This window comes from Psychrobacillus sp. FSL K6-1415 (genome assembly GCF_038003185.1).
GTDB lineage: Bacteria > Bacillota > Bacilli > Bacillales_A > Planococcaceae > Psychrobacillus > Psychrobacillus psychrodurans.
The window spans coordinates 4,128,690-4,151,989 of the sequence record NZ_JBBOOQ010000001.1 but is presented as its reverse complement, the minus strand read 5'-3'; the positions used below and the strand labels follow the sequence as shown (position 1 = coordinate 4,151,989).

Sequence of the window (23,300 nt, the reverse complement as noted above, 5' to 3'; positions counted from 1 at the left end):
GCTCACGAAATTGCATCTTCGTGAGCTTGCTCTATCAATTGGAAAGTCTCTTTTCTCTATTTATCCAAAAACGTAATAACCTCTTTCTAAGAGTTATAGAAGGGTAACGGACAGAAAAATGCCATAAGATAAGATTACCGAAAAAGTGGTATTGGTTGTGACGGACGTCACAACCAATACCACAAAAATTCACTCGGTAATAGTCCAAGGCCCTTCGATAACGATAGAAACAGATTTTGACCTTAAAGGGACGGGCATGTCGTTTAGCTCAGTTTTTCTTAATGTATATCCTTCTTTTTAAAGCGACCACCACGCACCTCGGCGATATTGCCGACTGCTAAAAATGCATGGTCATCTATTTCTTCTACGATAGACTTTAATTTTGCCTCTTCTAATCGTGTAATGACTGTAAAGATAACTTTTTTGTTTTCTCCAGTAAAAGCACCTTCACCATGTAAATAGGTTACACCACGTCCTAAACGATCCATAATAGCATCACCGATATCTTCTATCTTTTCACTAATGATATAGACTGATTTTGACTCATCTAACCCTTGAATGACAATATCTATTGTTTTAAAGGCTATAAAATAAGCTAAAAACGAATACATTGCTTGTTCCCACGTAAAGACAAACCCAGCAATTGTAAAGATGACCAGATTTATAATCATGATGATCTCCCCAACTGAAAATGGGGTAGCCTTATTAAATAAAATTGCAAGAATTTCGGAACCGTCTAAAGAGCCTCCATAACGAATAACTAGCCCAACGCCCGTGCCTAAAACAATACCACCAAAAACAGTGGCAAGTAATAAATCAGGAGTAATAGCATCAATATTATGTAAGAAAGAAGTGCATATCGATAGTATGGTAATACCGAATAGTGTAGATAATGCAAAGGTTTTTCCTATTTGTTTATATCCGAGGAAAAAGAATGGAATGTTCAGGACAAATATAAAGATCCCTAAACGGACTCCAGTTAAGTGGTACAGGATGATGGATACGCCTACAACGCCACCGTCCAATATCTGATTAGGAACTAGAAATAATTCTAATCCAATAGCCATTAATATAGCTCCTATGGCAATCATGAGTAAACGTACGAATACGACTTTCTTGGGGGTGCTACGGTGAGGGGTTTTGACAGGTTTCAATTCACTCGCTAAATCACTCAATGTTAATCTCCTCTTTTCTAAAAGTAATCCTATACTTAGTTTATAGAAAAATTCTGTATATAGAAAGTAGGAAAGCTTTGTAAGAAAGAGAGAATAGTAAAGTTCCTATTCCGCAAATAAATCATTATGAACACAAGTAGCAGGCTATGAAAACGTTGCAAATTGTCCAGTAACAACAGTATAAAATAAATTTTCTCAGTAAATTATTATTGTTGAAATATTTTGTATAGTCTGTCAAAATGAAATGAAGACTATTTTTTATTTTAATAGTTTTGAAAGCGCATACATAAAACGAATCTAGCATACGATATGGAATGTGCTAAATAGATATGAAGGGGAGGAAATAGAAAATGGTTTATGCATTTCCGAATACAGAAGGCTCGAAGGTTTCATTTAAGGACAAGTATGAAAACTATATTAATGGCGAGTGGACACCCCCGGTAAAAGGACAATACTTTGAAAATGTTACCCCAGTTACAGGTAAAGTATTTACACAAGTTGCTCGTTCCACTTCAGAAGATATTGAGCATGCTTTAGATGCAGCTCATGCAGCAAAAGATGCGTGGGGTTCCACTTCAGTTGCTGAAAGAGCAAATATATTAAATAAAATTGCAAATAGAATAGAAGAAAACTTAGAATTACTAGCAGTAGCTGAAACGTGGGATAACGGAAAAGCAGTTAGAGAAACTTTAAATGCCGATATTCCGCTCGCTATTGATCATTTTCGTTATTTTGCAGGTGCCATTCGTGCACAAGAAGGCGGCTTAAGTCAAATTGATAACGATACAGTAGCGTATCATTTCCATGAACCACTAGGGGTAGTAGGACAAATCATACCTTGGAATTTCCCGATTCTAATGGCTGTTTGGAAGCTGGCACCAGCACTTGCAGCAGGTAATTGCGTGGTCTTGAAGCCGGCAGAGCAAACACCGGCGTCTATTTTAGTACTAATGGAGCTAATTGGAGATCTTTTGCCTCCTGGAGTTGTGAATATTGTAAATGGTTTCGGTTTAGAGGCAGGGAAACCCTTAGCATCTAGTCCGCGTATTAGTAAAATTGCATTTACTGGTGAAACAACAACTGGTCGTTTAATCATGCAATATGCTTCTCAAAACTTAATACCGGTGACATTAGAGCTTGGAGGAAAATCACCAAATATTTTCTTCGAAGACATTATGGATGAAGATGATGCATTTTTAGATAAAGCTGTTGAAGGATTCGTTATGTTCGCATTGAACCAAGGGGAAGTATGTACCTGTCCGTCACGTGTTCTGATTCAAGAATCTATCTATGATAAATTCATTGAACGAGTAATTGCGCGTGTAGAAGCTATTAAAATAGGGAATCCATTGGATTCAACTGTTATGATGGGTGCCCAAGCCTCCAATGAACAAATGGAAAAAATCCTTTCATACTTAGATATTGGAAAGCAAGAAGGAGCAGAGTGTTTAATCGGCGGAGAGCAAAACAAATTAGACGGAGTATTGGCAGAAGGTTACTATATTAAACCAACTGTCTTCAAAGGAAATAACAAAATGCGTATATTCCAAGAAGAAATTTTTGGACCAGTCGTTTCAGTAACAACGTTTAAAACAAAAGAAGAAGCATTAGAAATTGCTAATGATACACTATATGGTTTAGGGTCCGGTATTTGGACGCGTAATATGAACACCGCTTATCAATTCGGACGTAAAATTCAAGCTGGTCGTGTATGGACAAACTGTTATCATCAGTATCCAGCACATGCTGCATTTGGTGGATACAAGATGTCTGGTATTGGTCGTGAAAACCATCTGATGATGCTTAACCACTACCAACAAACGAAAAACCTTCTTGTAAGCTATAGTGAAAATAAGCAAGGATTCTTTTGATAAAGTAAACCTTTCATCTGCCTCCGATAATGCGGAAAAAAGAAAGGAAGAGTGTAGATGGTTGAACGTGTAATTGCTACAGACGCTGCACTAGAACTCATTGAACTATTAAAAGGTAAGCACGGACCTCTTATGTTTCATCAATCAGGAGGGTGCTGCGATGGTTCTTCTCCTATGTGTTATACGGATGGTGATTTAATCGTTGGAGACCAAGATGTACTTCTTGGTAAAATAGGTGATGTTCCATTTTATATGCACAAAAGCCAGTTTGATTATTGGAAGCATACACAGCTGATTATAGATGTAGTGGATGGTCGGGGAGGAATGTTTTCTTTAGAAGGTGTGGAAGGCAAACGATTTTTAACGAGATCCCGAGCATTTACATCAGAAGAGAACAAACAATTACAAGAATAATATTAATGAAGCGAAGTAAAGGGCTAATGGCTCTATACTTCGCTTTTCATTTCGTCCAGATGAAAGCATCGGTTATACTATATGTAATCTTACGATGAAAGAGGGTTCTAACCTTGGTTCAAGAGTTATTAAGAAAGCATTCGTCAGTCAGAAAATATAAAAATTACATGTTAACTAAAGAGGAAGTTTCTGAGCTTGTGGAGACGGCGCAACATGCTGCTAGTTCTCATTTTGTCCAAGCATATAGTGTTATATGGGTAAATGATAAACAAAAAAAGGAAGAGCTTGGTAGATTGTCTAAAAACCCTAAGCAGTTTGAAACTGCTGGAGCGGCATTATTATTATGTGCTGATTTTCATCGTTTGCAAGTGGCGGGTAAATTACAACAAACAGATATTGATATAGATACAACTGAAAATGTGTTAGTAGGAGCAGTTGATGTAGCTCTTTTTGCACAAAATTTAGTCATTGCAGCCGAAGCCAAAGGATTTGGTATTTGTTATATAGGTGGGGTACGTAACGAACCAACCGCAATTAGTCATTTGTTTGATTTGCCAACAGGGGTATTTCCTCTATTTGCTATTACTCTTGGTATTCCAGATGAGCAAAACGAAGTGAAACCTCGCCTTCCATTGGAGGCAATATTGCATGAGAATAGCTATAATAGTGCCAAATATGAAGTACTATTACCAGAGTACGATCAAACAATGGAAGCATATTATACAAGCCGTGGTTCCAATCAAAAAACAGCAAATTGGACTAAGTCAATGGCTGATTTTCTGGAGAAGCCTAGAAGACCACATATGGCTGACTTTTTAGCAAGTAAAGGATTTCATCTCAAGTGAAAAAAGAATGGACAATAGCGAAAGTAAAAGATTATATGGAGCCACATCGTAATGAGGAAAATGCATTTCCGATGATTAAGTATATGAAAAGCCATTTTCCGTTCTTAGGTATTAAAACACCAGAGCGACGAATGATTTTCAAAACGATGACTAAAGAAATGGAACTTCCGACATTCGAAGATATGGAAAAGGAAGTATGGGCTTTGTTCCAGTTAGAGGAAAGAGAATATCATTATATAGCAATTGAATTGTTAGGAAAATATAAACAACAATTGACTGTAAAGAATTTATCCTACTGTCAAAGTCTCATTGAAACGAAGTCTTGGTGGGATAGTGTGGATTCTATCGCACCTAAGATAGTAGGAGATATTGTTATGTCTAATAGAGAACAAGGTGAAGATGTGATGGTGGAGTGGGCAAAATCATCGAATATGTGGACGAATAGAGCTTCTATTCTGCATCAGTTAAAATACAAAGAGAAAACGAATGAAGAGCTATTATTTGCGACCATTGAACGGCATGCAGCATCTAAAGAGTTCTTTCTTCAAAAGTCAATTGGTTGGGTGTTAAGAGAATACGCCAAAACACGTCCGAAAGTAGTACAAGAATTCGTAGGAAGTCACACACTTGCCCCTTTAAGTAAGAGGGAAGCATTGAAGCATTTTAAATAAAGTTAAAAACAAGGTTGTCACAGAAATCAGTAAGCACTGACTTTTGGACAACCTCTCAATTTGTAAAAAAGTTTTCTGTGTAGTAAGGAGTTGATTTTTCATCAAAAGCCGTACCGACGCCAAGATTTTCATAATGGACACTTAAAATGTTTTTTCGGTGCCCTAATGAATTCATCAATCCCTCATGAGCAAAGATACTACTGGTTTGTCCATATGCCAGATTTTCTCCAGCATAGGAAAAGCTCAACCCATCTTCTTCCAATCGATTAAACGGAGATTTCCCCTCTAGGTTTTCATGACTAAAATAGTTGTGAATGGCCATATCCTCACTATGCTTTCGAGCGGTGTTGCTCACACTTTCATCGTAGGAGAGGACGGAAAGACCATGTACTACTCGGGCGGCATTTGTGAGATCGAAAAGTTGAAATTCAAACCCCTTTTTCAGTTCGTCGGATGGCTCTCCAAAAGTCGATTCATGGTTTTTCTCAACGGATTTTTCGACTACCTGAATTGCAGTGATAGTATTATTTTCATGAAGATCATAGAAAAATGTTACATAGTTATTATCGATTAAAAACAAATCATATTCACCAGCGTCGGGTAGGAGATAGATGATATTACCTTTTTTCAGTTTCTTAATGGGCTCCTCTAACCGAGAAAGTACCTCTTCTCTAGTACTATTCATTTGTAAACCTAGAAAGGAAGATTCAGAAGGTTGATTGGTAAACATAGCGTTTACCCTGTTGTTACTATCATAGGAAACCATCATGAAATTCCGGTAGTTTTCATGGTAAGTATGCCATACTAAATTATATTCATTTAGACTAACTCGTTTAGCATTACCATGAATTTTCTCAATCTCACTTTTTTTCATGCCCATTTTTATTTGGTCTAACTCAATGCCTGTTCCTGGTAGTGTTTCTTGATCTGACGCAATATGGGTGGCTGGTTCATCTTTTATTTGCATCCAGTACGCTTTTGCTTCATTCAAATATTGTTCTACTTCTAGTGAATCAATCCATTCATCTACTGGCTCTAAAAATGAAAGATCAACGTATTCCACTGTATACTCTTCCCATAATGGTCTAGAAAAGAAAAGTGCTAAAACAAAAAGTAGTAACCAGCCAATTTTTCTCATGTCATACCTCCAAACTACTTGCTAATTTCTCCACAAACAATTCTACCTCCTGAATTGCCAGAAGGGTCGGTTTTATAGTCATCTGCATTTTCATGAATAATAATGGCGCTACCATCTGTATCTAATAATGAGTTACTTTTTCCCGCAGTCAACACTACCGCTGGCGATACCGTCTCTAATTCTACTTTACCATCTTCTCCAACCTCAATGTTTGGTAAATCTCCTAAATGATAGCCTTTTGGGTTTTCAAAACCATGCTCTTTACCAGTTGGATTAAAGTGAGAGCCAGCTGATTCAAAAGTAGGTTTCTCACAGCTTGCTTTTTCATGGAAGTGAATCGCTTTAACTCCAGGAGTAAGACCCTCTGCTTTTAATAGTATATGCACTCCTTTTGAATGCTCTGACAAAGTTGCTTTCCCTATTTCTTTACCTTCTGTGTTTAATAATGAAACCTGCACTGCATCTTTTAAATCAGCGTCTGCAGAAGGGAAATTACATCCTCCTAGTGCCGTGACTGCTAAAAGTAGTGGAATTACGAATTGTTTTCTCATCTAATTGTCCTCCTTGAAATACTATAATGGTACAAGTATTACCAATTAAAGGGCGTATATATACGTAATAGATGAAAAAGTTACCAACAAAAAAGTACAACGCCTCTACTACATAGGACGTTGTACTTTTTTTACTCGTAATATAAATAGAACAAGCGCGATAACAAGGAAAATAATAGAGAATAGATACAAGTTCTGATAGCCGAGCTGAGTGGCAACAAGTCCCAGAATGTAGGAACCTACTGCGAGACCGGTATCAAAAAGTGTAAAAAATGTTGCTGTAGCATATCCACTTCGCTCAGTCTTAGTAGACTGTATCGCAAGTGTTTGAAAACTTGGAACGACTGCACCATAGCCTAATCCTATAAATGCACCGGAGAGTAAGAAAAGGAATGGCGAGTTCATAAAAGCAAGTAGAGCAAGTCCAATCATGAAAGAGACAAGACCGGGAATAACAATATATTTAGGTCCTTTTTCATCAAAAATACGACCTGTAAATGGTCGTGTAGTTAGCATCATGATTGCAAAGACAGCGAAAAAGCTACTTGTTAAGTGAAGTACCCCTTTTTCTTGAGAGTAAATAGAGAGGTATGAAAGTACACTAGCATAAGAAAAAGCGACTAAACTAGCTATTAATGCAACAGGTAACGCTTTTTTTTCAAAAAGATCATTCCACGTTAACTTCGATCTAGGAACGGTAGCTCTGGACTTGTTATCTGCAGGTATCAATAATGCAGCAATAGAACCAATTAGTAGTAAAACTGTTAAGGATAAAAACATCGCATCATATGAGAAGTTTTGCATGAGTGTCAAAGCAATTAACGGACCGACAACAACCGCTAAATTTGTTGACATAGTAAAATAACCAAGTCCAGCACCACGTCTAGAAATAGGGATATTATCCGCAGCCATTGAACCACTCGCCGTAGTGGCGATACTAAAGAAAATACCTTGTACAAACCGAAGTACTAATAAAGCTTCAAAAGGTTCAATAAAATAATAAAGCCCTGTACATATTAGATACAGGAACAAAGTTAGCCATAATACCTTTCGTTTTCCAAATAGTTCTAAGATCTTGCCAGAAAAAGGTCGTGTAACAATTGCGGAAATTAAAAAGATAGTCATTAATAAACCCGCATCTTCGTCTGAACGCGACAGTACATCAGTGGCGTAAAGTGGAAGTGCGGATACGAGTCCGTAAAAAATAATGAAAATAGAAAAGTTTGTAGTAAACAAACTAAGAAAAGCTTTCGTCCAAATAGGCTCTTTATGTTTCAAGGTAATATTCCTCCTGGCTATATCGTTTTAGATGGGCAGTAATACTCCCGCTACAAGGCTCAACCCCAAGCGAACACTGGAAAGAACTGCCCGTGAAAACCACCTAATGGAAATTTTAATTTATCTAATTTTTTTTAGGAGTTCAAACAACTGAACTTCTTCTTCTTTGGATAAACCTGCGACCATTTGATCTTCAAATTCCATCATAGCTGTTTTGATAGCAGGGTACTGCTGTAATGCATGTTCCGACAGTTTTACAATTTTCTCTCGTTTATCTTTACCAGAGCAGATTTCGATCCAGCCAAGCTCAGCTAATCTATTTACAGTTCTTGTAATAGTAGGTGCTTCCACGTTTAAGTATTTCCAAATTTGTGTCAATGTCATTTCTTTATGTCGTTGTATACAGTAAAGAACTGACCACTGAGAAGTGAACAAGTTAAACTTTTTTAATGTATGATTAGCTTCCTGTGTTAAAAAACGAGATCTTTGAAAAAGCTCGTGAATAAGTGGATTCATCGACTGTAGCACTCCTTTAATGTAAATGGATTTTATTTAGCTAGCTAAGTATATCTTACTTTGTATGATAACATTTGTAAAGAGTATATACATGTGTCATATGACAAATACCATGGTTTTTAAAATTCCTAAAATAAAAAAACCGAGCAATATGCTCGGTAGATTCACCGTATTAAAAACATTGAAAAGAGGAAATTCTCTCTAAGTCGGTTCCGTAAAAAGTCCACATGAATCCGTTCCATCTAAATCCTGCAATGGATCTTCTTCCAACATGAGTTGGGTAAAGCCAAAATGCATTGCCGTTATTCAACCATACATACGTATTGCGGAACAAACATCCACGAATAGAACCAGGGTCTACAGCAAATACTCCAACGCTTTGTCTTTGTGGAACGAAAGAAGGTGGGGGACTAGTTGGAGCTCCTTGTTGCCCACCTTGTTGCCCACCAGGTGGAAAACTAGGAGGAAATGATGGTCCCTGTTGTCCACCTGGCGGAAAGCTAGGAGGAAATGATGGCCCCTGTTGCCCGAATGGGGGGAACATATTCCCAGGAAACTGTTGTTGTCCGAATGGAGGCATCATGCTTCCAGGAAACCGTTGATTTCCAAATTGTTGACCTTCAATTGAAGGGAAACCCTGAGGACCTCCTGAATCTTGTGGAAAAGGAAATTGATTGTTCATTGTTAAATCCTCCTTTCATAAAGTAATCAACTTAGTATATGTAAGGAGGATATTTGTGGAACGGTGCCTATCAGATATAGGATATTACCTTTTCGATTAATTGCTCACTTGTTAAAATTTTCTCTCCACCACCTTGAGCCATTCGCTCATTGCCGCCACCCTTTCCATTGATATATGGAAGGACAAGCCCAATTAACTCTTTCATACTTTGTTCTATATAGTTTCCTTTTACAGCAATGATTTGTAATTTGTCCTCATAATTTGAAACCAAAATACATATTGTGTTTGGCATTTCATTAATTACTAATTTTGCAAGTTTTTGAAGCTCCTGCATGGATCTATTTTCAAATATGCAAGTGATTGTATTTCCATCAGCATTTTCTCTTAACTCTTGTGCTTCATATGTTAAAAGAGAATTTGATAAATCTGCTACTTGTTTTGCGAGTCTTGAATTTTGCTCTAAGAGATTTTTTGTTGCATTCATTATTTTATCTTCAGGAGTACTTAATGTGCTAACTAAGTTTGTTAGTACCTTATGCTTTCTATGTAAATGCGTAAGAATCCTTTCTCCACAAATAAATTCCACTCGAACAATCTTCTTCTGTCTCTCTGTTTGCAGAATTTTAATGGCACGTACTTGTCCTGTTGATGTTGGATGAGTTCCACCACACGCATTGTAATCGAAGTCGGGAATTATGACGAGTCTAATATTTTCTTTTAAAGATGTCTCTTTACGTAGATTATAATTGGATAATTCCTCTTCCATTACCCATTTTGTCTTAATAAGACGATCTTCGAGAATGATTTGATTTGCAAGTTGTTCCGCTTCCGTTAATTGTTGTTCGGACACTTCTGTGATATTTAAGTCAATCGTGACTGTATCTTTCCCAAGATGAAAGCTAATCGTTTGGTATCCATATAATTGTTCAAAGGCTGCTGATAGAATATGCTGTCCAGCATGCTGCTGCATATGATCGAAACGTCGCTCCCAGTTAATCTGCCCATTTACATCCGTGGTATTTTCAGGTAAAGGATAAGTAAGAAAATGTCTTATTTCACCGTTTATTACTTCTACATTTGTCACTTCGATACCGTTTAATAGACCGAGATCATGCGGCTGTCCACCTCCAGTAGGGTAAAAGGCGGTCTCGGAAAGTACAACATAATCAGCTTGTTGTTCTATTACTTTCGCTTGAAAGGATTGAATTCTAGAATCATCATAATAGAGTTTATTCGTCATTTGTATGAGCTCCTTTGTAAGTGGATAGTTCGAGCGTTCTATTGAAGTAAAATACATACAATTATACTGAAATCATGATCAATTAGTTGCAGTGTTATTGTTATAGCATACGTTGTACGTATAAATCCACCAAGTTGCAATAGTAATTATGGAAATAGTTTAATATACTGAATTTAACGAAAAAATAAAAGTTGAATGAGGTTTTATATATGAATAAATTAGCGCAAAAGTATTGGGATACTTATTGGAAAGGTAAAGAAACACCATTATCGGTAACTTCTTGGCAGTTTGGTGGAATCCCAGATGAACTGGCTCAGCTAGTAAAGAATGGAGTAAAATCCGCTACATGCTCGTTACATCTACTTTATGAATTAGAGAAAGAGCCACTTCCAAAGGTGGATGATTATAGTGTTGTGCTTAATAGTAAGGATGAACCTGTTTGTATAATACGCACGTCTAACGTGAAAATAATGCCTATGAACGAAGTACCCTCGGACTTTGCTTATGCGGAAGGAGAAGGGGATCGCTCCTACGAACATTGGCGGAAGGTACATATCGAATTTTTCACAAACGAGTTAAAGGGTGTAGGTAGGGTATTTTCAGAAGACATGCTACTTGTTTGCGAGCGTTTTGAACTTATAGACGTTAAGTAATGGAGGGGAAAACATGTTTAAGAAGGTATCACTATATACGAATCAATTAAAACAATTGCGAGGGTTCTATGGAAATGTTTTAGAAATTCCTATAGAAGCATCAACAGACGAACATTTTCAAATATCTATTGGAACTACGACGCTTATTTTTCGGCATTCCGAATTACAGAATTCGTATCATTTGGCTATTAATATACCGGGTAATCAGTTTACACTTGCGAAGCATTGGGCAAAAGAAAGAATAATACTAAATAGAGAAGCAGCAGTTGATGAAATATATTATGCTCGATTTGAAGCAGATGCATTTTACTTTGAGGATCCTGCGGGGAACGTCATTGAACTTATTGCTAGACGAAATGTAGATAAATGGAGTGACTTCAGCATTGAGTCATTTTTAAACCTAAGTGAGGTAAGTATTACTACTCCATTTGTAGAAGAAGCAGGAGAGAAGCTTCAAGAAATTGGTATTCCTATTTCAGGTCATTTCCAAATTGAACCTGATGAGTTAAACTTTTTAGGAAAAAAAGATACGTTTATTTTATTAGTTCCTCCAAAGCGGCGATGGTATTTTTCTAAAAAAGTCAGTGAAACTTCTCCATTAGAAATTGTGCTAGAAGATGGAAAAACAATTCAAGTGAACGTCGAAGGTAGATTAAGGATACAATGAGTAAAATTTAATCCACAGCTGTAAGAATATAGATTCTTCCAGCAAGTTACCCACATGTGGATAACTTGCTGAAGAGCTTTTAGTAGATAAAGAATGTGGATAAGTTCTCATTAATCAATCGCGTAAGTCTAATGAGTTAGTAAGTGTCAGAGGTGAAATATTTGCAGAAGACAATCGGATTAGTTATTGCAATTGCTTTAATATTATTGCTAGGTGTAGTTTATGTGCTAAGCAATAATCAGAAACAAGTAGAGCAGGAAGATGTGGAACAACTCTCTGTAGAGACTCATAACTTTAAAAAAGTACTTGCCTACGAAAATGAATATATGGGTAATAATTCTAATATCACAAATCTATTTAATAATCTTCCTCTTTCTAATTACAAAGATATAGTAGAACTGGAACCAGATACATTCACATCTATTGTAAAGTACAATACTAGTAGTGATGAGAAGTCTGTTATATACAATTCAACTGCAGCTTTTGTTTTGATAAAGAATCTAGAAGTAATTAATATGCGTTTTTCAGACCAATCCTATTCGGTAACAAGGGAGAACGTGGAACGATGGTTTGGATCAGACTTTGATATCTTAATAGATCCTGCTGTATTTAAAGAGAAAGTTCAACAACCGCTGATGAAAAATACAACGACCAATTGGGTAGACCAATATACAAAATAGGGGTGTTTAGTTATGAGTAATTTAACGAATCAATTAGAAAATATTCAAACGGAAAATCAATTTTCAGGATCTATCTTTGTCAAACAAGGAGAATTGGTGCAAGTACAGTCTAGTTTTGGATACGCTAATCGTGCGGAAACCATTTTAAATGAGAAGGATACTCGCTTTGGTATTGCTTCGGGGTGCAAAATTTTCACTGCAGTTGCGATTGTGCAGCTGGTGGAAGAAGGCAAATTGAGTTTTGATACCCTATTAAAAGATGTATTAGATATCTCTTTTCCGCATTTCCATGAAGATGTAACAGTCCATCATTTATTAACGCATACTTCAGGTATTCCAGATTATTTTGATGAGGAAGTAATGGATGACTTTGAAGAGTTATGGATAAAAACTCCGATGTACCATATTCGTCGACTGTATGATTTTTTACCTTTATTTCAGCAGGAGCAGCAGAAGTTTATACCTGGAGAAAAGTTTTCTTATAATAATGCGGGATATATAGTTCTCGGTTTGATCGTAGAAAAAGTAAGTGGAATGCTATTTACTGAATATGTTCAGCAGAATATTTTGGATAAAGCAGGGATGAAGAACTCAGGTTATTTTGCATTAGATGCATTACCTGCTAGAACCGCAATTGGTTACATAGATTTCGAAGATGGAAAGTGGAAAACGAATATGTATTCCCTTCCCATACAGGGTGGATCAGATGGCGGAGCATTTGTCTCTGCTGAGGATATGGTGTTATTTTGGGAAGCTCTTATACAAGGTAATTTATTAAAAGATAAAACCATACTACTGACTCCACATGTTCAGGAAGAAGAGAATAGTTATTATGGGTACGGGGTTTGGATTGAGAAGCAAGAAAAAGAAGTATATAAATACCATGTTATGGGATATGACCCAGGAGTGAGTTTTCACTCAGCCTACTATCCTTCTAGTGACTTAGTACTTGCTGTCTGTTCCAACAAATCTAAAGGAGCTTACGCAATGTTACTTGAAGTGGAAAAATCCTGCTAAAATTTGAGCAGGACTGATCTTATTTGCGTTCTTTTCGTTGTTTTTTTAGGAGTTTATAAGCCAAATAAAGCATAGAGATTCCCAAGACAAAGGAAAGTATAGAGTAAACTACTTCATTTATATTTTTTCCGAACACTAAAAGTAAAAGATATAAAGGAACTAAAATATAAATTAATTTTTCAGGATTTAGACGCATTTTTCCACTCCTTAGTTTATGGGTATTAAGCATATTATATCAATAATAACGAAAATAGATTATTATCTATTAAAAATGATAAACTATAGGTACGGAGGTGGACTTTTTGAAAATAACATCCTACGAGGTTGATAAGTTAAACGATCCAACAGGAATCATAACAGGCGATCGCTTTGAATTTCTGCTTGGAATAGAAGTGCCAGAAGATGATGAACTTTTTGATGAGAGTAATTCATTAGATTTACGTGTGATTCTAGTGATAGAAGAAAGCGAAGCACGCATTGTACAATATCATTTTTTAAATCGAAGCAACGGTAAAGTGTTAGATTTCGGCTTAGAAGAGGAAGAAGAAGCAATAGTTCTTGCATTTTGTAAAGAGCATTATAACGACATTATATAAACAAAAACCGAGAAGTCGTGTACTTCTTGGTTTTTGTTTTTAATAACAAGCCCACAAGTTGACGACTACGGTGTGAACAGCTTGGGGGAGACTATAGTAACCGGTGTGGTGCACTCAGCTGGGTTCCTGTTGTACGTTCCTACGGGGCTCACAGCTCGCGCTATTCCCTCTAGAGTCGCCGCACTCCGCTCCAATCAACAGGATTGACTTTTAAAAAGTAAAAAAAATGTTATATAGCGTAAATATTCGTGTTTTTGACTAATACAAGTATTTAAAAATTGACTCTATATTATATGAGTTTAATTCTTATCGTAATTGAGGTAAACTGATGGAGAAGATTTACTATAAAAGGTGGCTGTTTGATGGAAATTACAAATTTAATGAAGCATATACCTGTTTTAGAAACTAAAAATGCTGGACCTATTGAAATAACGGGACTTGCCTATAATTCGCGCAAAGTGGAAAAAGGGCAGGTATTTGTATGTATAAAAGGCTTTAAAGTAGATGGACATCAATTTGCAGGACAAGCTGTTGGCAATGGTGCAGTTGCTTTAGTAGTAGAAGAGTTTATTGATAGTATTGAAGTACCTCAATATAAAGTTGAGAATGGACGAGTGGCCCTTGCTACACTTGCTGATGCTTTCTATAATCACCCTACTCGTAAGTTGAAAACGATTGGGATTACAGCGACTAACGGAAAGACGTCAACTTCATTTATGACAAATGCAATTTTAGAAAACCATGGCTTGAAAACGGGGCTTATGGGAACAGTAGTAGTGAAAATAGGAGATTATGCAGAGCCTTCTGAATTAACAACTCCAGAATCTCTAGATTTACAACGTTTTTATGCACAAATGGTGGATGAAAATGTAAGTCATGCAACAATGGAAGTTTCCTCATCCGCTTTAGAACTAAATCGCGTAGGCTGTGTGGATTTTGATATTGTTACACTAAATAATATTAGCCGTGAGCATATTGATCTGCACTCGTCTTTTGAAAATTATTTTAATCATAAGTCTAGTCTTATTCGAAATGCTGGTGCTGATAAAGTTGCTATTTTGAACTTAGATGATTCGTATTCAGCTTCACTTGTGAATAGAACAAAAGCGAAGGTTATCACCATTGGAGTCGAAGAGCAATCTGCAGATGTCATTTGTACAAACTTAGACCTATCAACTGGTAGAGCAAAGTTTACAGTAGAAATTCGACAGGATTTAGTGACACAGGATATGGTTATACCACGGCAAAGTTTTACAGTTGAACTTTCTACTCCTGGTTTCCACTCGGTATATAATTCAATGGTCAGTATTGTGATTGGGCTATTATGTGAGGTGCCAGTTGCAACTATCCAAAAGAGTTTGGCGGAGTTTGTAGGAGTAGAACGTCGTTTTGAAATTATTTTTGAAGATGATTTTAAAATTATTGATGACCACTTTGCTAACAGTGGGAATATAGATATTACGTTAGGTACATTAGAAAAGATGGACTTTAAACGTATCAAGCTTGTCTATGCTATTCGCGGTGATCGTGGGGTAACGGTGAACAGAGAAAATGCAGAGACCATTGCTAAATGGGCACCAAAACTTGGTATCCATGAAGTAATTACTACATTAAGTCGCTCCCATGTGACGCAAAAGGATATCGTTTCGGAAAATGAGCTTGCAGTATTCCAGGAAGTTATGGAGGAAGCAGGTATCGAAGTTCAACTTTACGAGGAGTTACCGGAAGCGATTAACCATAGTCTATACGACGTTGCAGATGGAGACTTACTGTTATTAGCTGGTTGCCAAGGAATGGATTACGGTGCAAAACTTGCACTAGAGCAACTAGAAGTCATTCGTCCAAATGTTGATAAAAAGAAACTATTCCAACCGCTTGAAAAGCGAGTTGCTGGAAACTCATAAAGTAAAGAAAAGCAGTCCCATTTTTGGGACTGCTTTTCTGTTATACAACTATAAGTCTACCATTCAATATACTCTGGATATTCTACGTTCATACGGAAGTCATGTATTGTACTTTTAGTTTTGTTTGTCTCTGTTAAAATTTTATTTTTAAAACTACTATAGTCTTTCGATTGGACGACAATATTGTGTACAATCGATTCAAAAGACTGAATACGTCGGTCCCTAGACATATCGATATAGGAAATATTAAGTAAGTCGATGTATTGAATGGCATACTCTTCTGCATTTGCATTAGAGCTTAGCACCTGTTGCATAATAAAGGTATACGATTCTTCTGACATATTCTCTTTCAGACCCTCTGCAATAAGTGCTTGAAACTTACGAGCATTCACTATATGAATTTCTAAATCCGTAGCCTGTTCGTATTTTTTGTGAAGATTGATAAAATCGTTGATTGCAACTAAAGTAAATATAAGCTCTGGCCATAGTATCTCTGTTGAAAAATAAATATTGTTCTGTGATGCGATAAAATCATGATTTTTCATCGTATCTTTCTTCAACCCATTGCCAACACTTTCTACATTACTGTTTCCCTGGTAAGCATTTCTTAGATCGTGCATAATACTTAGCAGACGCATGCGAGCACCTTGCCAATCGAGGTAACGTGATTCTTTCCCTGTTAAACGATGTAGTGCAGTACAAAGTTCATCTAAATCCCAATAATCACCGCTTATAAGTGCTCCAGTTAAGTTCTCGGTATTTTTAAGAGCTAACATATTTTCACCTCCTGATGTACTATTACCGTTTTGGCGAATAGTTAAGCGTCTTAAATAGTTGCGCTTTTTCAGTAGGTGTAAGTTCTCTCCATTCGCCAATAGGAAGACTTTCAATCGAAATGTTCATAATTCGAATTCGTTGTAGTCTTTTCACTGTAAAACCTAAAGCGGAACACATTCTTCGGATCTGACGATTTAAACCTTGGGTTAAGATTATATTGAATGTTTTTGGTCCAATTTTTTTAACTTTACAAGGCAGTGTTTTGGTACCTAGTATATTTACTCCTGTAGCCATATTCTCTATAAATGTATCAGTAATTTTCTCATTGACTGTCACAACATACTCTTTCTCATGACGGTTTTCTGCACGAAGTATTTCATTTACTATATCTCCATCATTTGTTAGTAATATTAAACCATCAGAATCTTTGTCTAAACGACCGATGTGGAAGATACGAAGTGGATGGTTTACGTAATCTATAATATTTCCTTTTATATGACTTTCTGTTGTACTAGTTATTCCTACAGGCTTATTTAATACTAGGTACACAAGTGGTTGTTCAACAACAATTTGCTCACCATCTACTCGTACATCATCTCCAGCTTCTACTTTACTGCCGAGTTCTGCCGTTTTCCCGTTAATCATGACTCTTCCATCAGTGATCCACTTGTCCGCACCTCGTCTAGAAATGATCCCTGCTTCACTTAGAAACTTATTAATACGCATTATAGACACCTACTTTTCTTATTGTATTAATTATAACAAAAGTTGAAACTAAATTAGAGTAATAGCGTAAATTAGGAAAGGAGTGATATAAATGAGCGTTGAAAAAAAGTTAGAACAAACATTTAATGAATTGAAAAAAACATTAGGTTGGGCCGTAGATAAACGAATAACCTTGTCACTTGCAGGGTACTATGTAACTTTAGAGAAGGATTTTGATGAAAATAGATATCGAGAGGTAGCGAGTCATTTGAAAAAGAGAGCAGGAATCTTCTCTGCTTTACGCTCCCACCTAAATCCTTTATTCGTTGCCACATTAGATGTTTCAGGGGCAGAACCAGAACAGGCAGTAAATCTGTTAATGGAAAAAGCAGATGCCTTAAAACAGTTTGGTTTTAAAGTGAATAGCTATACGTATTTGGCAGCACTCATGATGTCGGAGCAAAAAGATCAATGGCCATTTGAAATGAAAATGGCACAAAAATTAATGGATGATATGAAGGCACATCATCGCTTTCTAACATCTACAGATGATTATCCATATGCAATGTTCTTGGGCAAAATGGAAGGTGATACGGCTGTTCGAGCTGAAACGATGAACCGCTATTACAAAGAGTTAAAGCAACATAAATTCTATTCCGGAAATGAACTACAGTGGATGTCCCAGGTCCTTACGTATTCCAACCCAGAGTATGAAGAAAATATGGTGGGCAGAGCAGTAATTATCCGAGACGGATTAAAAAGCGTCAAAATAAAAACTTCTCAGGCACAATATCCGATTATAGGATTTATGGCAGCTTTAAAATTAGGGGAGGAACAATTGAACCAGATTGTAGCAAACTATGAATCCATTGCAAGTATGAAATTATTTTCATGGTATAAAGACTCAGCGCTCCCTATTGCTTTTGGATTGTCCTTAAGATCCTCAAAGGAGGCTTATGCAACTGCCGCGATTTCCATGGCAACTTCGCTAGAGCTTATATTACAGGCGCAACAAGCTATTATGATTTCTACTATTGCAGCTACTAGCGCTGCAACAGCATCAAATTCTGGCTCAGATTAATGAACATGCTATACTAAACATAGATTATCTATATAAGAGGAGTTAGAATAATGAACACCAATCCAATGAGTCAATCAAGAACTATTCAAACACATTTAATATTACCCCCGGATACAAATCATCACGAAACAATTTTTGGTGGAAGAGTGTTGGCATTTATCGATGAGATTGCAGCCATATCTTCTATGAAACATGCACAAGGTGCTGTAGTTACAGCTTCTATTGATTCTGTAGACTTTCTTTCATCTGCAAAGGTGGGAGATGTACTAGAGTTAGAAGCAGTTGTTTCTAATGCGGGGCGTTCTTCGATGGAGGTTTATGTTCGAGTAACATCAACAAACCTAATTACTGGGGAAGAGAAACTAACAACAGAATCTTATGTAACGATGGTCGCAGTTGATGATAATGGGAAGCCTATACCAGTACCAGGCATACATCCAGAAACTGAAGCTGAAAAACGTCTTTATGAAACAGGACCTGCTAGACGTGCTCATCGAAAACAACGCTTAGAAATGAAATACTAAAAGAGTAGGAAGTGGCTAAGTGCTAAAACAAATTGATGAACTATACAAATATCTGATGATTACGCTGCTCGTCTTATATTTAATCAATTCGATTTATCTACAAGAAGTTACTATCACTTTCACAGCAATAATACTCGTCGTTCTTTTGGAATTAACGAAACATCGTCACCATATTAAACAACTAACCTATTCCCAGCTATCTATTATCGGTATCGTATTACTAGCAGGTATTGCTGCTATCATTTATGTGTTAGTTACAATTCAAATTTTCTTAGAACCTATAGGTCTACCGGAAAAAACGGAAAGTGTCCTGTACTTTGTATGTATTGTAGTAGGTATATATATTCTGTGGTATTTTATCGGTAAGCTATTTGGAAGAGCGTTAGAGAAACAATGAACCCCCGTAAAGACTTTAGGTTTATAGTCTTTACGGTTTTTTTTGATCATATTGTAATTGTGTTTTCTATATTATTTGAAACTATATCCTCTATTTCATCGTATGATAATTAGAGGTGAATACTTTGAAGCATATTTACGAAAAAACAGCCAAATATACAAAGTTTGGATCGATACTTTTAATAGGAATATACATAGTTTTACTGATCGTTTTAAAAGACGTTATGTGGAAAGACTTTGAAAATCATTTTGCCATTGGTTTTGCGTTATTTGTTTTGTATAGCTCATCTTTTTTCTTTCAACATGCATCAGAAAAGTTGCCGGATGAGAAGAAAATAGACAGCGATTATTACTCAGCTGATTTTCCGATTCAAGAACTTAATTTTCAACGAGATGTTTCACTAATCCCTCAAACTTATTTAGTATCCAGTACAGGTGAACGCTTATATAAAATCAACCCTACTGAAGAACAGCCTTTTCGAAGGAAACTATCGACATTAAATATTTTTAAAACGGGTATGTTCTTTCCAATTACTTATCAATTAAAAACAATGGACGAGAAGTTAGTTTCTAAATTCACCATTAAAAATAGGCTGAAATTTTTAGAAATAAAGGTGTGTAACCATAATAATCTGCATGTAACTACTATTGTTTTGCCATCAATGTCCATAAAAAATAGAGCTATTGTATTTGATGCAAATAACGAAAAGTTGCTTCAAATGGAAGCTAAAAGTATGTATGGAGATATTGATGTGAATGACTTAGACGGCCATAGATTAGCTAAGTATCGGTTTGGAATATTTCCATATGCTACACATCCTGCCTTTGAAGTACAGGCGATGAATATTCATGTGTCCCTAGCGCATAATTTGACACATGAAGAAAAACTTACATTTACAGCATTGTTTTATTATTGGACAGCCAATCAATAAAAAATGAATAATACCGCTATGATTTCCTCTACCATCAATTAAGTGAGTTTTAATACAAATTAAAGCAAGTCTCTATGAAAGCACGATGAATATGAAGAAGCATTTATTACACAACTATTACATTTCTGCACATTTAAGTTTTGAATGAATAAAGAGTTTTGGAAAAATTATCCGTTTCGCAAGTAATAGACAATAGACCACAAGTAAATATTGACTTAGAGCAAGTAAACTATTCTTGACTGCAAGTAAGCCAGAGATGGAAGCAAGTAAACAATAGGCAAGAGCAAGTAAAGATAAACAGAATTAAATTATTCATGAAAAAAAGAAGATCTAGCAAAACGTCTGTCCAAAGCTCTTCGAAAACAATAGAAATAGATTTTGATCTTAAAGGACCGAGCGTCTTTTGTCAGTTTTGCTTATGTTAGTCTTTAAACAAGTTAAACCACCCTTTGTACTTGAACCAACCAAGCATTGAAATAGCAATGAGAGCTATAGCGCCCAACACTACAAAATAACTATATTTCCACTCAAGCTCGGGCATGTTCTTGAAGTTCATTCCATATACTCCCACGATAAACGTTAAGGGGATGAAAACGGTTGATACAATCGTTAGTATCATCATAATACGGTTCATCCGACTAGAATTTATCGACATATGACTATCCCGGATATCGGCGGTAAGTTCACGGTTCGATTCAATCATCTCTGTCAGTCGTATTAAATGATCGTAAATATCTGCAAAATAGGTGTGCTCAGTTTGTTGTAAATTCATTCGTTCTGAATTTAAAATTCGATAGAGTAAATCTCTCATAGGAATAACTGTACGTCTTAAACGTAGCAAATCTCCTCGAAGATCGAACACCAAATCCATAGAAAAATGGCGCATATCATAAGTGAGCTTATCTTCTACAGCATTTAAATAGTCTTCAATTTTGTAGACAATCGGAAAATAGGCATCCACCACTTTATCGACTATATGATAAGTTGCATGGATAGCACCTCTATCCCAGCCTTGTGGATTTTGTCTAATACGCTCTCGTGCCTGCTCCATTTCATGCATTGGATGGAAATGAAATGACACTACATAATCCTGACCTACAAATATATCTAACTCTTCTGCCTCTAATGTCTCCTCGTTAAGCGTATGTAAAACAAAGAAGTTGTATCCATCATAATAATCTACCTTAGGTCGCTGCAGTCTTTGTAGGCAGTCTTCAATAGCGAGTGGGTGAAAATGAAAAAAAGAACTAAGTATAAGCTCCTCTTCCTTGGAGGGCTCACCAATATCAATCCAGTACCATTCAAACTTTTTTTGTTTTATATCCTCTAATGGAAAGTCACTTACTATATCATGATCGGTCGTTATACCAATCGTGCGAATCATAGGAATCCCTCACTTTCATCACAATCTCTTTTCTTATTAATTAAAATGTATAACCTTTTATTCAGTGTCTGTCTAGCTCCAACGCTTTTCTAGGTTTCCATAGACGCTTGCACTTTTCTTATTATCTCATAGTCTCCCTGTTATAATGAATCTAAAACAAAGGAGAGGTAGTATGGAAAAAAATAATTATGAAGCCTTAATCCCGAATCGCATATTTGTAGGAGGCGTAGATGGGGTTGAACCTCTATTAGCTAATGAACAAATAGATATTATTTTCGACCTAAGGGTTGCATCTAAAGATCATCCTGCTGAAAATTTAAAGGTACATCAACCGATTTTGGATGGACAAAACGAACAGGTTGATTCAATTAAAGCTGGTATCCATGAAGTCGTTCAAGCATATAACCAGGGTAAAAATGTCTACTTTCACTGTAATTCAGGTGGTGGAAGAGCAGGGACAATGGCTGTTGCCACTTTGATGGAGTTAAATCTAGCAGAAACAGTAGAAGAAGCAGAAGAAATGGCCAAAGCAATTCGATCAAAGATAAACCTAAAAGAGGACCAACGAGATTCATTAAAAAGAATATATTCTAAATAAATCAAAAATTATTGTTGACTTATATAATTTCTATTTGTATACTAGGCATTAATCAAATAAAACAACTTTCTTATCAAGAGAGGTGGAGGGACTTGGCCCTATGATACCTCAGCAACAGGCAATTATGTACTGTGCTAATTCCAGAAGCGTTAGCTTGAAGATAAGAAGAGAATAATCACTGGTGACGTGTAAACCTCTTCTTGTTTCTAAGAAGGGGTTTTATTTGATTTAAACTATAAAAATAGGGGGAGAAATCAAATATGTCATCGGAATTATTAAAAGCCTTCAACACTTTAAAAGAAAAGCAGTGGGTAGATTTAACACATATATTCGGAGCAAACTCACCACATTTTTCAGCTTTTAAGGCAGCTGAAATAGACACATTGTTTAATCATGACGATGGATTTTTTGCACAAAGCTTTCAATTTGCAGGGCAATATGGCACGCATATAGACGCACCAATTCATTTTGTTAGAGATTCTCGTTACTTAGAAGAACTGGAATTAAAAGAACTCGTATTACCATTAGTTGTCATTGACCAGTCTAAGGAAGCTGCTGAAGATAATGACTTTACTTTATCAGTGGATGATATTTTAACATTTGAAAAAGCACATGGAAAAATCGAAGAAGGCTCATTTGTCGCACTTCGTACTGATTGGAGTAAACGTTGGCCAGACGAAAAAGCATTTAATAATAAAGATACAGATGGTAATAATCACGTACCAGGATGGGGAATAGAAGCATTAAAGTTCTTATTCCAAGAAAGAAAGGTTAAAGCTATAGGACATGAAACATTTGACACTGATTCAAGTGTGGATTATCTAAAAAATGGCGCATTACATGGAGAATATTACGTGCTTGAACAAGATACTTACCAAATAGAGCTATTAACGAACTTAGATAAGCTCCCTGCAAAAGGAGCTATTATATTCAATATCGTTCCAAAACCAGAGAAAGCCTCTGGATTCCCAGTACGATCATTTGCTATTTTACCATAAAAGGAGA

General features: G+C 36.3%; 26 protein-coding genes and 1 riboswitch. Of the genes, 16 read left to right on the top strand and 10 right to left on the bottom strand.

Annotation, left to right across the window (positions count from 1 at the left end):
- Window positions 1-278: 278 nt before the first annotated feature.
- Entirely contained in the window at window positions 279-1,091 is an 813-nt protein-coding gene (locus tag MKY60_RS20495; RefSeq protein WP_090567937.1) for a YitT family protein, read from the bottom strand.
- A gap of 434 nt (window positions 1,092-1,525) precedes the next feature.
- Here MKY60_RS20495 and adh point away from each other — a divergent pair, with 434 nt between their 5' ends.
- The 4 genes from adh (at window position 1,526) to MKY60_RS20475 (ending at window position 4,976) form a co-directional block, all read left to right on the top strand.
- Window positions 1,526-3,046 carry an aldehyde dehydrogenase gene (gene adh, locus MKY60_RS20490; RefSeq protein WP_090567596.1) on the top strand — a complete coding sequence of 507 codons (1,521 nt, stop codon included), beginning with the start codon at window positions 1,526-1,528 and terminating at the stop codon, window positions 3,044-3,046.
- A 57-nt stretch (window positions 3,047-3,103) separates the two neighbouring features.
- Window positions 3,104-3,460 (top strand): DUF779 domain-containing protein, encoded by a 357-nt coding sequence (locus MKY60_RS20485; protein WP_093495485.1) that lies wholly within the window; start codon window positions 3,104-3,106, stop codon window positions 3,458-3,460.
- Window positions 3,461-3,573: 113 nt separating this feature from the next.
- On the top strand, window positions 3,574-4,305 hold the full coding sequence (gene nfsA, locus MKY60_RS20480; RefSeq protein ID WP_093495484.1) for an oxygen-insensitive NADPH nitroreductase: 732 nt from the start codon (window positions 3,574-3,576) through the stop codon (window positions 4,303-4,305).
- The gene (locus MKY60_RS20475; RefSeq protein WP_241598592.1) at window positions 4,302-4,976 is read left to right on the top strand and encodes a DNA alkylation repair protein; all 675 of its coding nucleotides are present in this window, start codon (window positions 4,302-4,304) and stop codon (window positions 4,974-4,976) included. The genes nfsA and MKY60_RS20475 overlap by 4 nt, the downstream gene beginning before the upstream one ends.
- Window positions 4,977-5,031: 55 nt before the next feature.
- Here the strand turns inward: MKY60_RS20475 and MKY60_RS20470 are convergent, their stop codons facing one another.
- The 6 genes from MKY60_RS20470 to MKY60_RS20445 all read right to left on the bottom strand — a co-directional run bounded on the left by MKY60_RS20470 (window position 5,032) and on the right by MKY60_RS20445 (window position 10,381).
- On the bottom strand, window positions 5,032-6,114 hold the full coding sequence (locus tag MKY60_RS20470) for a CAP domain-containing protein (RefSeq protein WP_090567607.1): 1,083 nt from the start codon (window positions 6,112-6,114) through the stop codon (window positions 5,032-5,034).
- A 14-nt stretch (window positions 6,115-6,128) separates the two neighbouring features.
- The gene (locus MKY60_RS20465) at window positions 6,129-6,665 is read right to left on the bottom strand and encodes a superoxide dismutase family protein (RefSeq protein ID WP_093495482.1); all 537 of its coding nucleotides are present in this window, start codon (window positions 6,663-6,665) and stop codon (window positions 6,129-6,131) included.
- A 108-nt stretch (window positions 6,666-6,773) separates the two neighbouring features.
- Window positions 6,774-7,943, bottom strand: coding sequence for an MFS transporter (locus MKY60_RS20460; protein WP_269915785.1), 1,170 nt, complete (start codon window positions 7,941-7,943; stop codon window positions 6,774-6,776).
- 120 nt (window positions 7,944-8,063) lie between these two features.
- Window positions 8,064-8,459: a MarR family winged helix-turn-helix transcriptional regulator gene (locus tag MKY60_RS20455; protein WP_093495480.1), complete on the bottom strand. Its 396-nt coding sequence runs from the start codon at window positions 8,457-8,459 to the stop codon at window positions 8,064-8,066.
- A 172-nt stretch (window positions 8,460-8,631) separates the two neighbouring features.
- Window positions 8,632-9,141: a hypothetical protein gene (locus MKY60_RS20450; protein ID WP_093495479.1), complete on the bottom strand. Its 510-nt coding sequence runs from the start codon at window positions 9,139-9,141 to the stop codon at window positions 8,632-8,634.
- A 70-nt stretch (window positions 9,142-9,211) separates the two neighbouring features.
- On the bottom strand, window positions 9,212-10,381 hold the full coding sequence (locus MKY60_RS20445; RefSeq protein ID WP_340931007.1) for an alanyl-tRNA editing protein: 1,170 nt from the start codon (window positions 10,379-10,381) through the stop codon (window positions 9,212-9,214).
- A 209-nt stretch (window positions 10,382-10,590) separates the two neighbouring features.
- Between MKY60_RS20445 and MKY60_RS20440 the strand changes: the two genes are divergently transcribed.
- From MKY60_RS20440 to MKY60_RS20415, 6 genes are all read left to right on the top strand, one after another.
- Window positions 10,591-11,034, top strand: a complete 444-nt coding sequence (locus tag MKY60_RS20440; RefSeq protein WP_090567625.1) for an ASCH domain-containing protein — start codon at window positions 10,591-10,593, stop codon at window positions 11,032-11,034.
- A 13-nt stretch (window positions 11,035-11,047) separates the two neighbouring features.
- A complete protein-coding gene (locus tag MKY60_RS20435) occupies window positions 11,048-11,701 on the top strand; it encodes a hypothetical protein (RefSeq protein WP_340880699.1) in 654 nt (217 codons plus the stop codon).
- 143 nt (window positions 11,702-11,844) lie between these two features.
- A complete protein-coding gene (locus MKY60_RS20430; RefSeq protein WP_340931006.1) occupies window positions 11,845-12,381 on the top strand; it encodes a DUF4825 domain-containing protein in 537 nt (178 codons plus the stop codon).
- 12 nt (window positions 12,382-12,393) lie between these two features.
- Window positions 12,394-13,398 carry a serine hydrolase domain-containing protein gene (locus MKY60_RS20425; protein WP_340931005.1) on the top strand — a complete coding sequence of 335 codons (1,005 nt, stop codon included), beginning with the start codon at window positions 12,394-12,396 and terminating at the stop codon, window positions 13,396-13,398.
- Window positions 13,399-13,700: 302 nt separating this feature from the next.
- Entirely contained in the window at window positions 13,701-13,994 is a 294-nt protein-coding gene (locus tag MKY60_RS20420; protein WP_090567636.1) for a DUF6509 family protein, read from the top strand.
- A 362-nt stretch (window positions 13,995-14,356) separates the two neighbouring features.
- Window positions 14,357-15,898: a Mur ligase family protein gene (locus MKY60_RS20415; protein WP_340931004.1), complete on the top strand. Its 1,542-nt coding sequence runs from the start codon at window positions 14,357-14,359 to the stop codon at window positions 15,896-15,898.
- A 56-nt stretch (window positions 15,899-15,954) separates the two neighbouring features.
- On the opposite strand, the gene MKY60_RS20410 is transcribed toward MKY60_RS20415, so the two are convergent.
- Both MKY60_RS20410 and rluF read right to left on the bottom strand, forming a co-directional pair.
- Window positions 15,955-16,674: a DUF6904 family protein gene (locus MKY60_RS20410; RefSeq protein WP_340931003.1), complete on the bottom strand. Its 720-nt coding sequence runs from the start codon at window positions 16,672-16,674 to the stop codon at window positions 15,955-15,957.
- Window positions 16,675-16,696: 22 nt separating this feature from the next.
- Window positions 16,697-17,401: a 23S rRNA pseudouridine(2604) synthase RluF gene (rluF, locus tag MKY60_RS20405; protein ID WP_340931002.1), complete on the bottom strand. Its 705-nt coding sequence runs from the start codon at window positions 17,399-17,401 to the stop codon at window positions 16,697-16,699.
- A 91-nt stretch (window positions 17,402-17,492) separates the two neighbouring features.
- Between rluF and MKY60_RS20400 the strand changes: the two genes are divergently transcribed.
- The 4 genes from MKY60_RS20400 (at window position 17,493) to MKY60_RS20385 (ending at window position 20,313) form a co-directional block, all read left to right on the top strand.
- Window positions 17,493-18,461 carry a DUF4003 family protein gene (locus MKY60_RS20400; protein WP_093495469.1) on the top strand — a complete coding sequence of 323 codons (969 nt, stop codon included), beginning with the start codon at window positions 17,493-17,495 and terminating at the stop codon, window positions 18,459-18,461.
- A 50-nt stretch (window positions 18,462-18,511) separates the two neighbouring features.
- Window positions 18,512-18,985, top strand: a complete 474-nt coding sequence (locus MKY60_RS20395) for an acyl-CoA thioesterase (protein ID WP_093495468.1) — start codon at window positions 18,512-18,514, stop codon at window positions 18,983-18,985.
- A gap of 19 nt (window positions 18,986-19,004) precedes the next feature.
- Window positions 19,005-19,382 carry a hypothetical protein gene (locus tag MKY60_RS20390; RefSeq protein WP_093495467.1) on the top strand — a complete coding sequence of 126 codons (378 nt, stop codon included), beginning with the start codon at window positions 19,005-19,007 and terminating at the stop codon, window positions 19,380-19,382.
- A 124-nt stretch (window positions 19,383-19,506) separates the two neighbouring features.
- Window positions 19,507-20,313 (top strand): hypothetical protein, encoded by an 807-nt coding sequence (locus MKY60_RS20385; RefSeq protein WP_241598576.1) that lies wholly within the window; start codon window positions 19,507-19,509, stop codon window positions 20,311-20,313.
- Window positions 20,314-20,734: 421 nt separating this feature from the next.
- On the opposite strand, the gene corA is transcribed toward MKY60_RS20385, so the two are convergent.
- Window positions 20,735-21,697, bottom strand: coding sequence for a magnesium/cobalt transporter CorA (corA, locus tag MKY60_RS20380; protein WP_093495465.1), 963 nt, complete (start codon window positions 21,695-21,697; stop codon window positions 20,735-20,737).
- 172 nt (window positions 21,698-21,869) lie between these two features.
- On the opposite strand from corA, the gene MKY60_RS20375 reads away from it, so the two are divergent.
- Both MKY60_RS20375 and MKY60_RS20370 read left to right on the top strand, forming a co-directional pair.
- On the top strand, window positions 21,870-22,295 hold the full coding sequence (locus MKY60_RS20375) for a protein-tyrosine phosphatase family protein (protein WP_090567662.1): 426 nt from the start codon (window positions 21,870-21,872) through the stop codon (window positions 22,293-22,295).
- Between the two features lie 67 nt (window positions 22,296-22,362).
- A riboswitch (SAM riboswitch) is annotated at window positions 22,363-22,462 on the top strand.
- 93 nt (window positions 22,463-22,555) lie between these two features.
- The gene (locus MKY60_RS20370; protein ID WP_241598569.1) at window positions 22,556-23,293 is read left to right on the top strand and encodes a cyclase family protein; all 738 of its coding nucleotides are present in this window, start codon (window positions 22,556-22,558) and stop codon (window positions 23,291-23,293) included.
- Window positions 23,294-23,300: the final 7 nt, after the last annotated feature.

What these genes read in the sequence shown, in the direction of transcription:
- MKY60_RS20485 (WP_093495485.1), top strand. Translation starts at nt 3,104, where the DNA reads ATGGTTGAACGTGTAATTGCTACAGACGCTGCACTAGAACTCATTGAA.
- MKY60_RS20410 (WP_340931003.1), bottom strand. Translation starts at nt 16,674, where the DNA reads ATGTTAGCTCTTAAAAATACCGAGAACTTAACTGGAGCACTTATAAGC.
- MKY60_RS20440 (WP_090567625.1), top strand. Translation starts at nt 10,591, where the DNA reads ATGAATAAATTAGCGCAAAAGTATTGGGATACTTATTGGAAAGGTAAA.
- MKY60_RS20445 (WP_340931007.1), bottom strand. Translation starts at nt 10,381, where the DNA reads ATGACGAATAAACTCTATTATGATGATTCTAGAATTCAATCCTTTCAA.
- rluF (WP_340931002.1), bottom strand. Translation starts at nt 17,401, where the DNA reads ATGCGTATTAATAAGTTTCTAAGTGAAGCAGGGATCATTTCTAGACGA.
- MKY60_RS20470 (WP_090567607.1), bottom strand. Translation starts at nt 6,114, where the DNA reads ATGAGAAAAATTGGCTGGTTACTACTTTTTGTTTTAGCACTTTTCTTT.
- MKY60_RS20400 (WP_093495469.1), top strand. Translation starts at nt 17,493, where the DNA reads ATGAGCGTTGAAAAAAAGTTAGAACAAACATTTAATGAATTGAAAAAA.
- MKY60_RS20495 (WP_090567937.1), bottom strand. Translation starts at nt 1,091, where the DNA reads ATGATTGCCATAGGAGCTATATTAATGGCTATTGGATTAGAATTATTT.
- MKY60_RS20435 (WP_340880699.1), top strand. Translation starts at nt 11,048, where the DNA reads ATGTTTAAGAAGGTATCACTATATACGAATCAATTAAAACAATTGCGA.
- MKY60_RS20465 (WP_093495482.1), bottom strand. Translation starts at nt 6,665, where the DNA reads ATGAGAAAACAATTCGTAATTCCACTACTTTTAGCAGTCACGGCACTA.
- adh (WP_090567596.1), top strand. Translation starts at nt 1,526, where the DNA reads ATGGTTTATGCATTTCCGAATACAGAAGGCTCGAAGGTTTCATTTAAG.
- MKY60_RS20455 (WP_093495480.1), bottom strand. Translation starts at nt 8,459, where the DNA reads ATGAATCCACTTATTCACGAGCTTTTTCAAAGATCTCGTTTTTTAACA.
- MKY60_RS20370 (WP_241598569.1), top strand. Translation starts at nt 22,556, where the DNA reads ATGTCATCGGAATTATTAAAAGCCTTCAACACTTTAAAAGAAAAGCAG.
- MKY60_RS20450 (WP_093495479.1), bottom strand. Translation starts at nt 9,141, where the DNA reads ATGAACAATCAATTTCCTTTTCCACAAGATTCAGGAGGTCCTCAGGGT.
- MKY60_RS20395 (WP_093495468.1), top strand. Translation starts at nt 18,512, where the DNA reads ATGAACACCAATCCAATGAGTCAATCAAGAACTATTCAAACACATTTA.
- MKY60_RS20425 (WP_340931005.1), top strand. Translation starts at nt 12,394, where the DNA reads ATGAGTAATTTAACGAATCAATTAGAAAATATTCAAACGGAAAATCAA.
- corA (WP_093495465.1), bottom strand. Translation starts at nt 21,697, where the DNA reads ATGATTCGCACGATTGGTATAACGACCGATCATGATATAGTAAGTGAC.
- MKY60_RS20415 (WP_340931004.1), top strand. Translation starts at nt 14,357, where the DNA reads ATGGAAATTACAAATTTAATGAAGCATATACCTGTTTTAGAAACTAAA.
- MKY60_RS20375 (WP_090567662.1), top strand. Translation starts at nt 21,870, where the DNA reads ATGGAAAAAAATAATTATGAAGCCTTAATCCCGAATCGCATATTTGTA.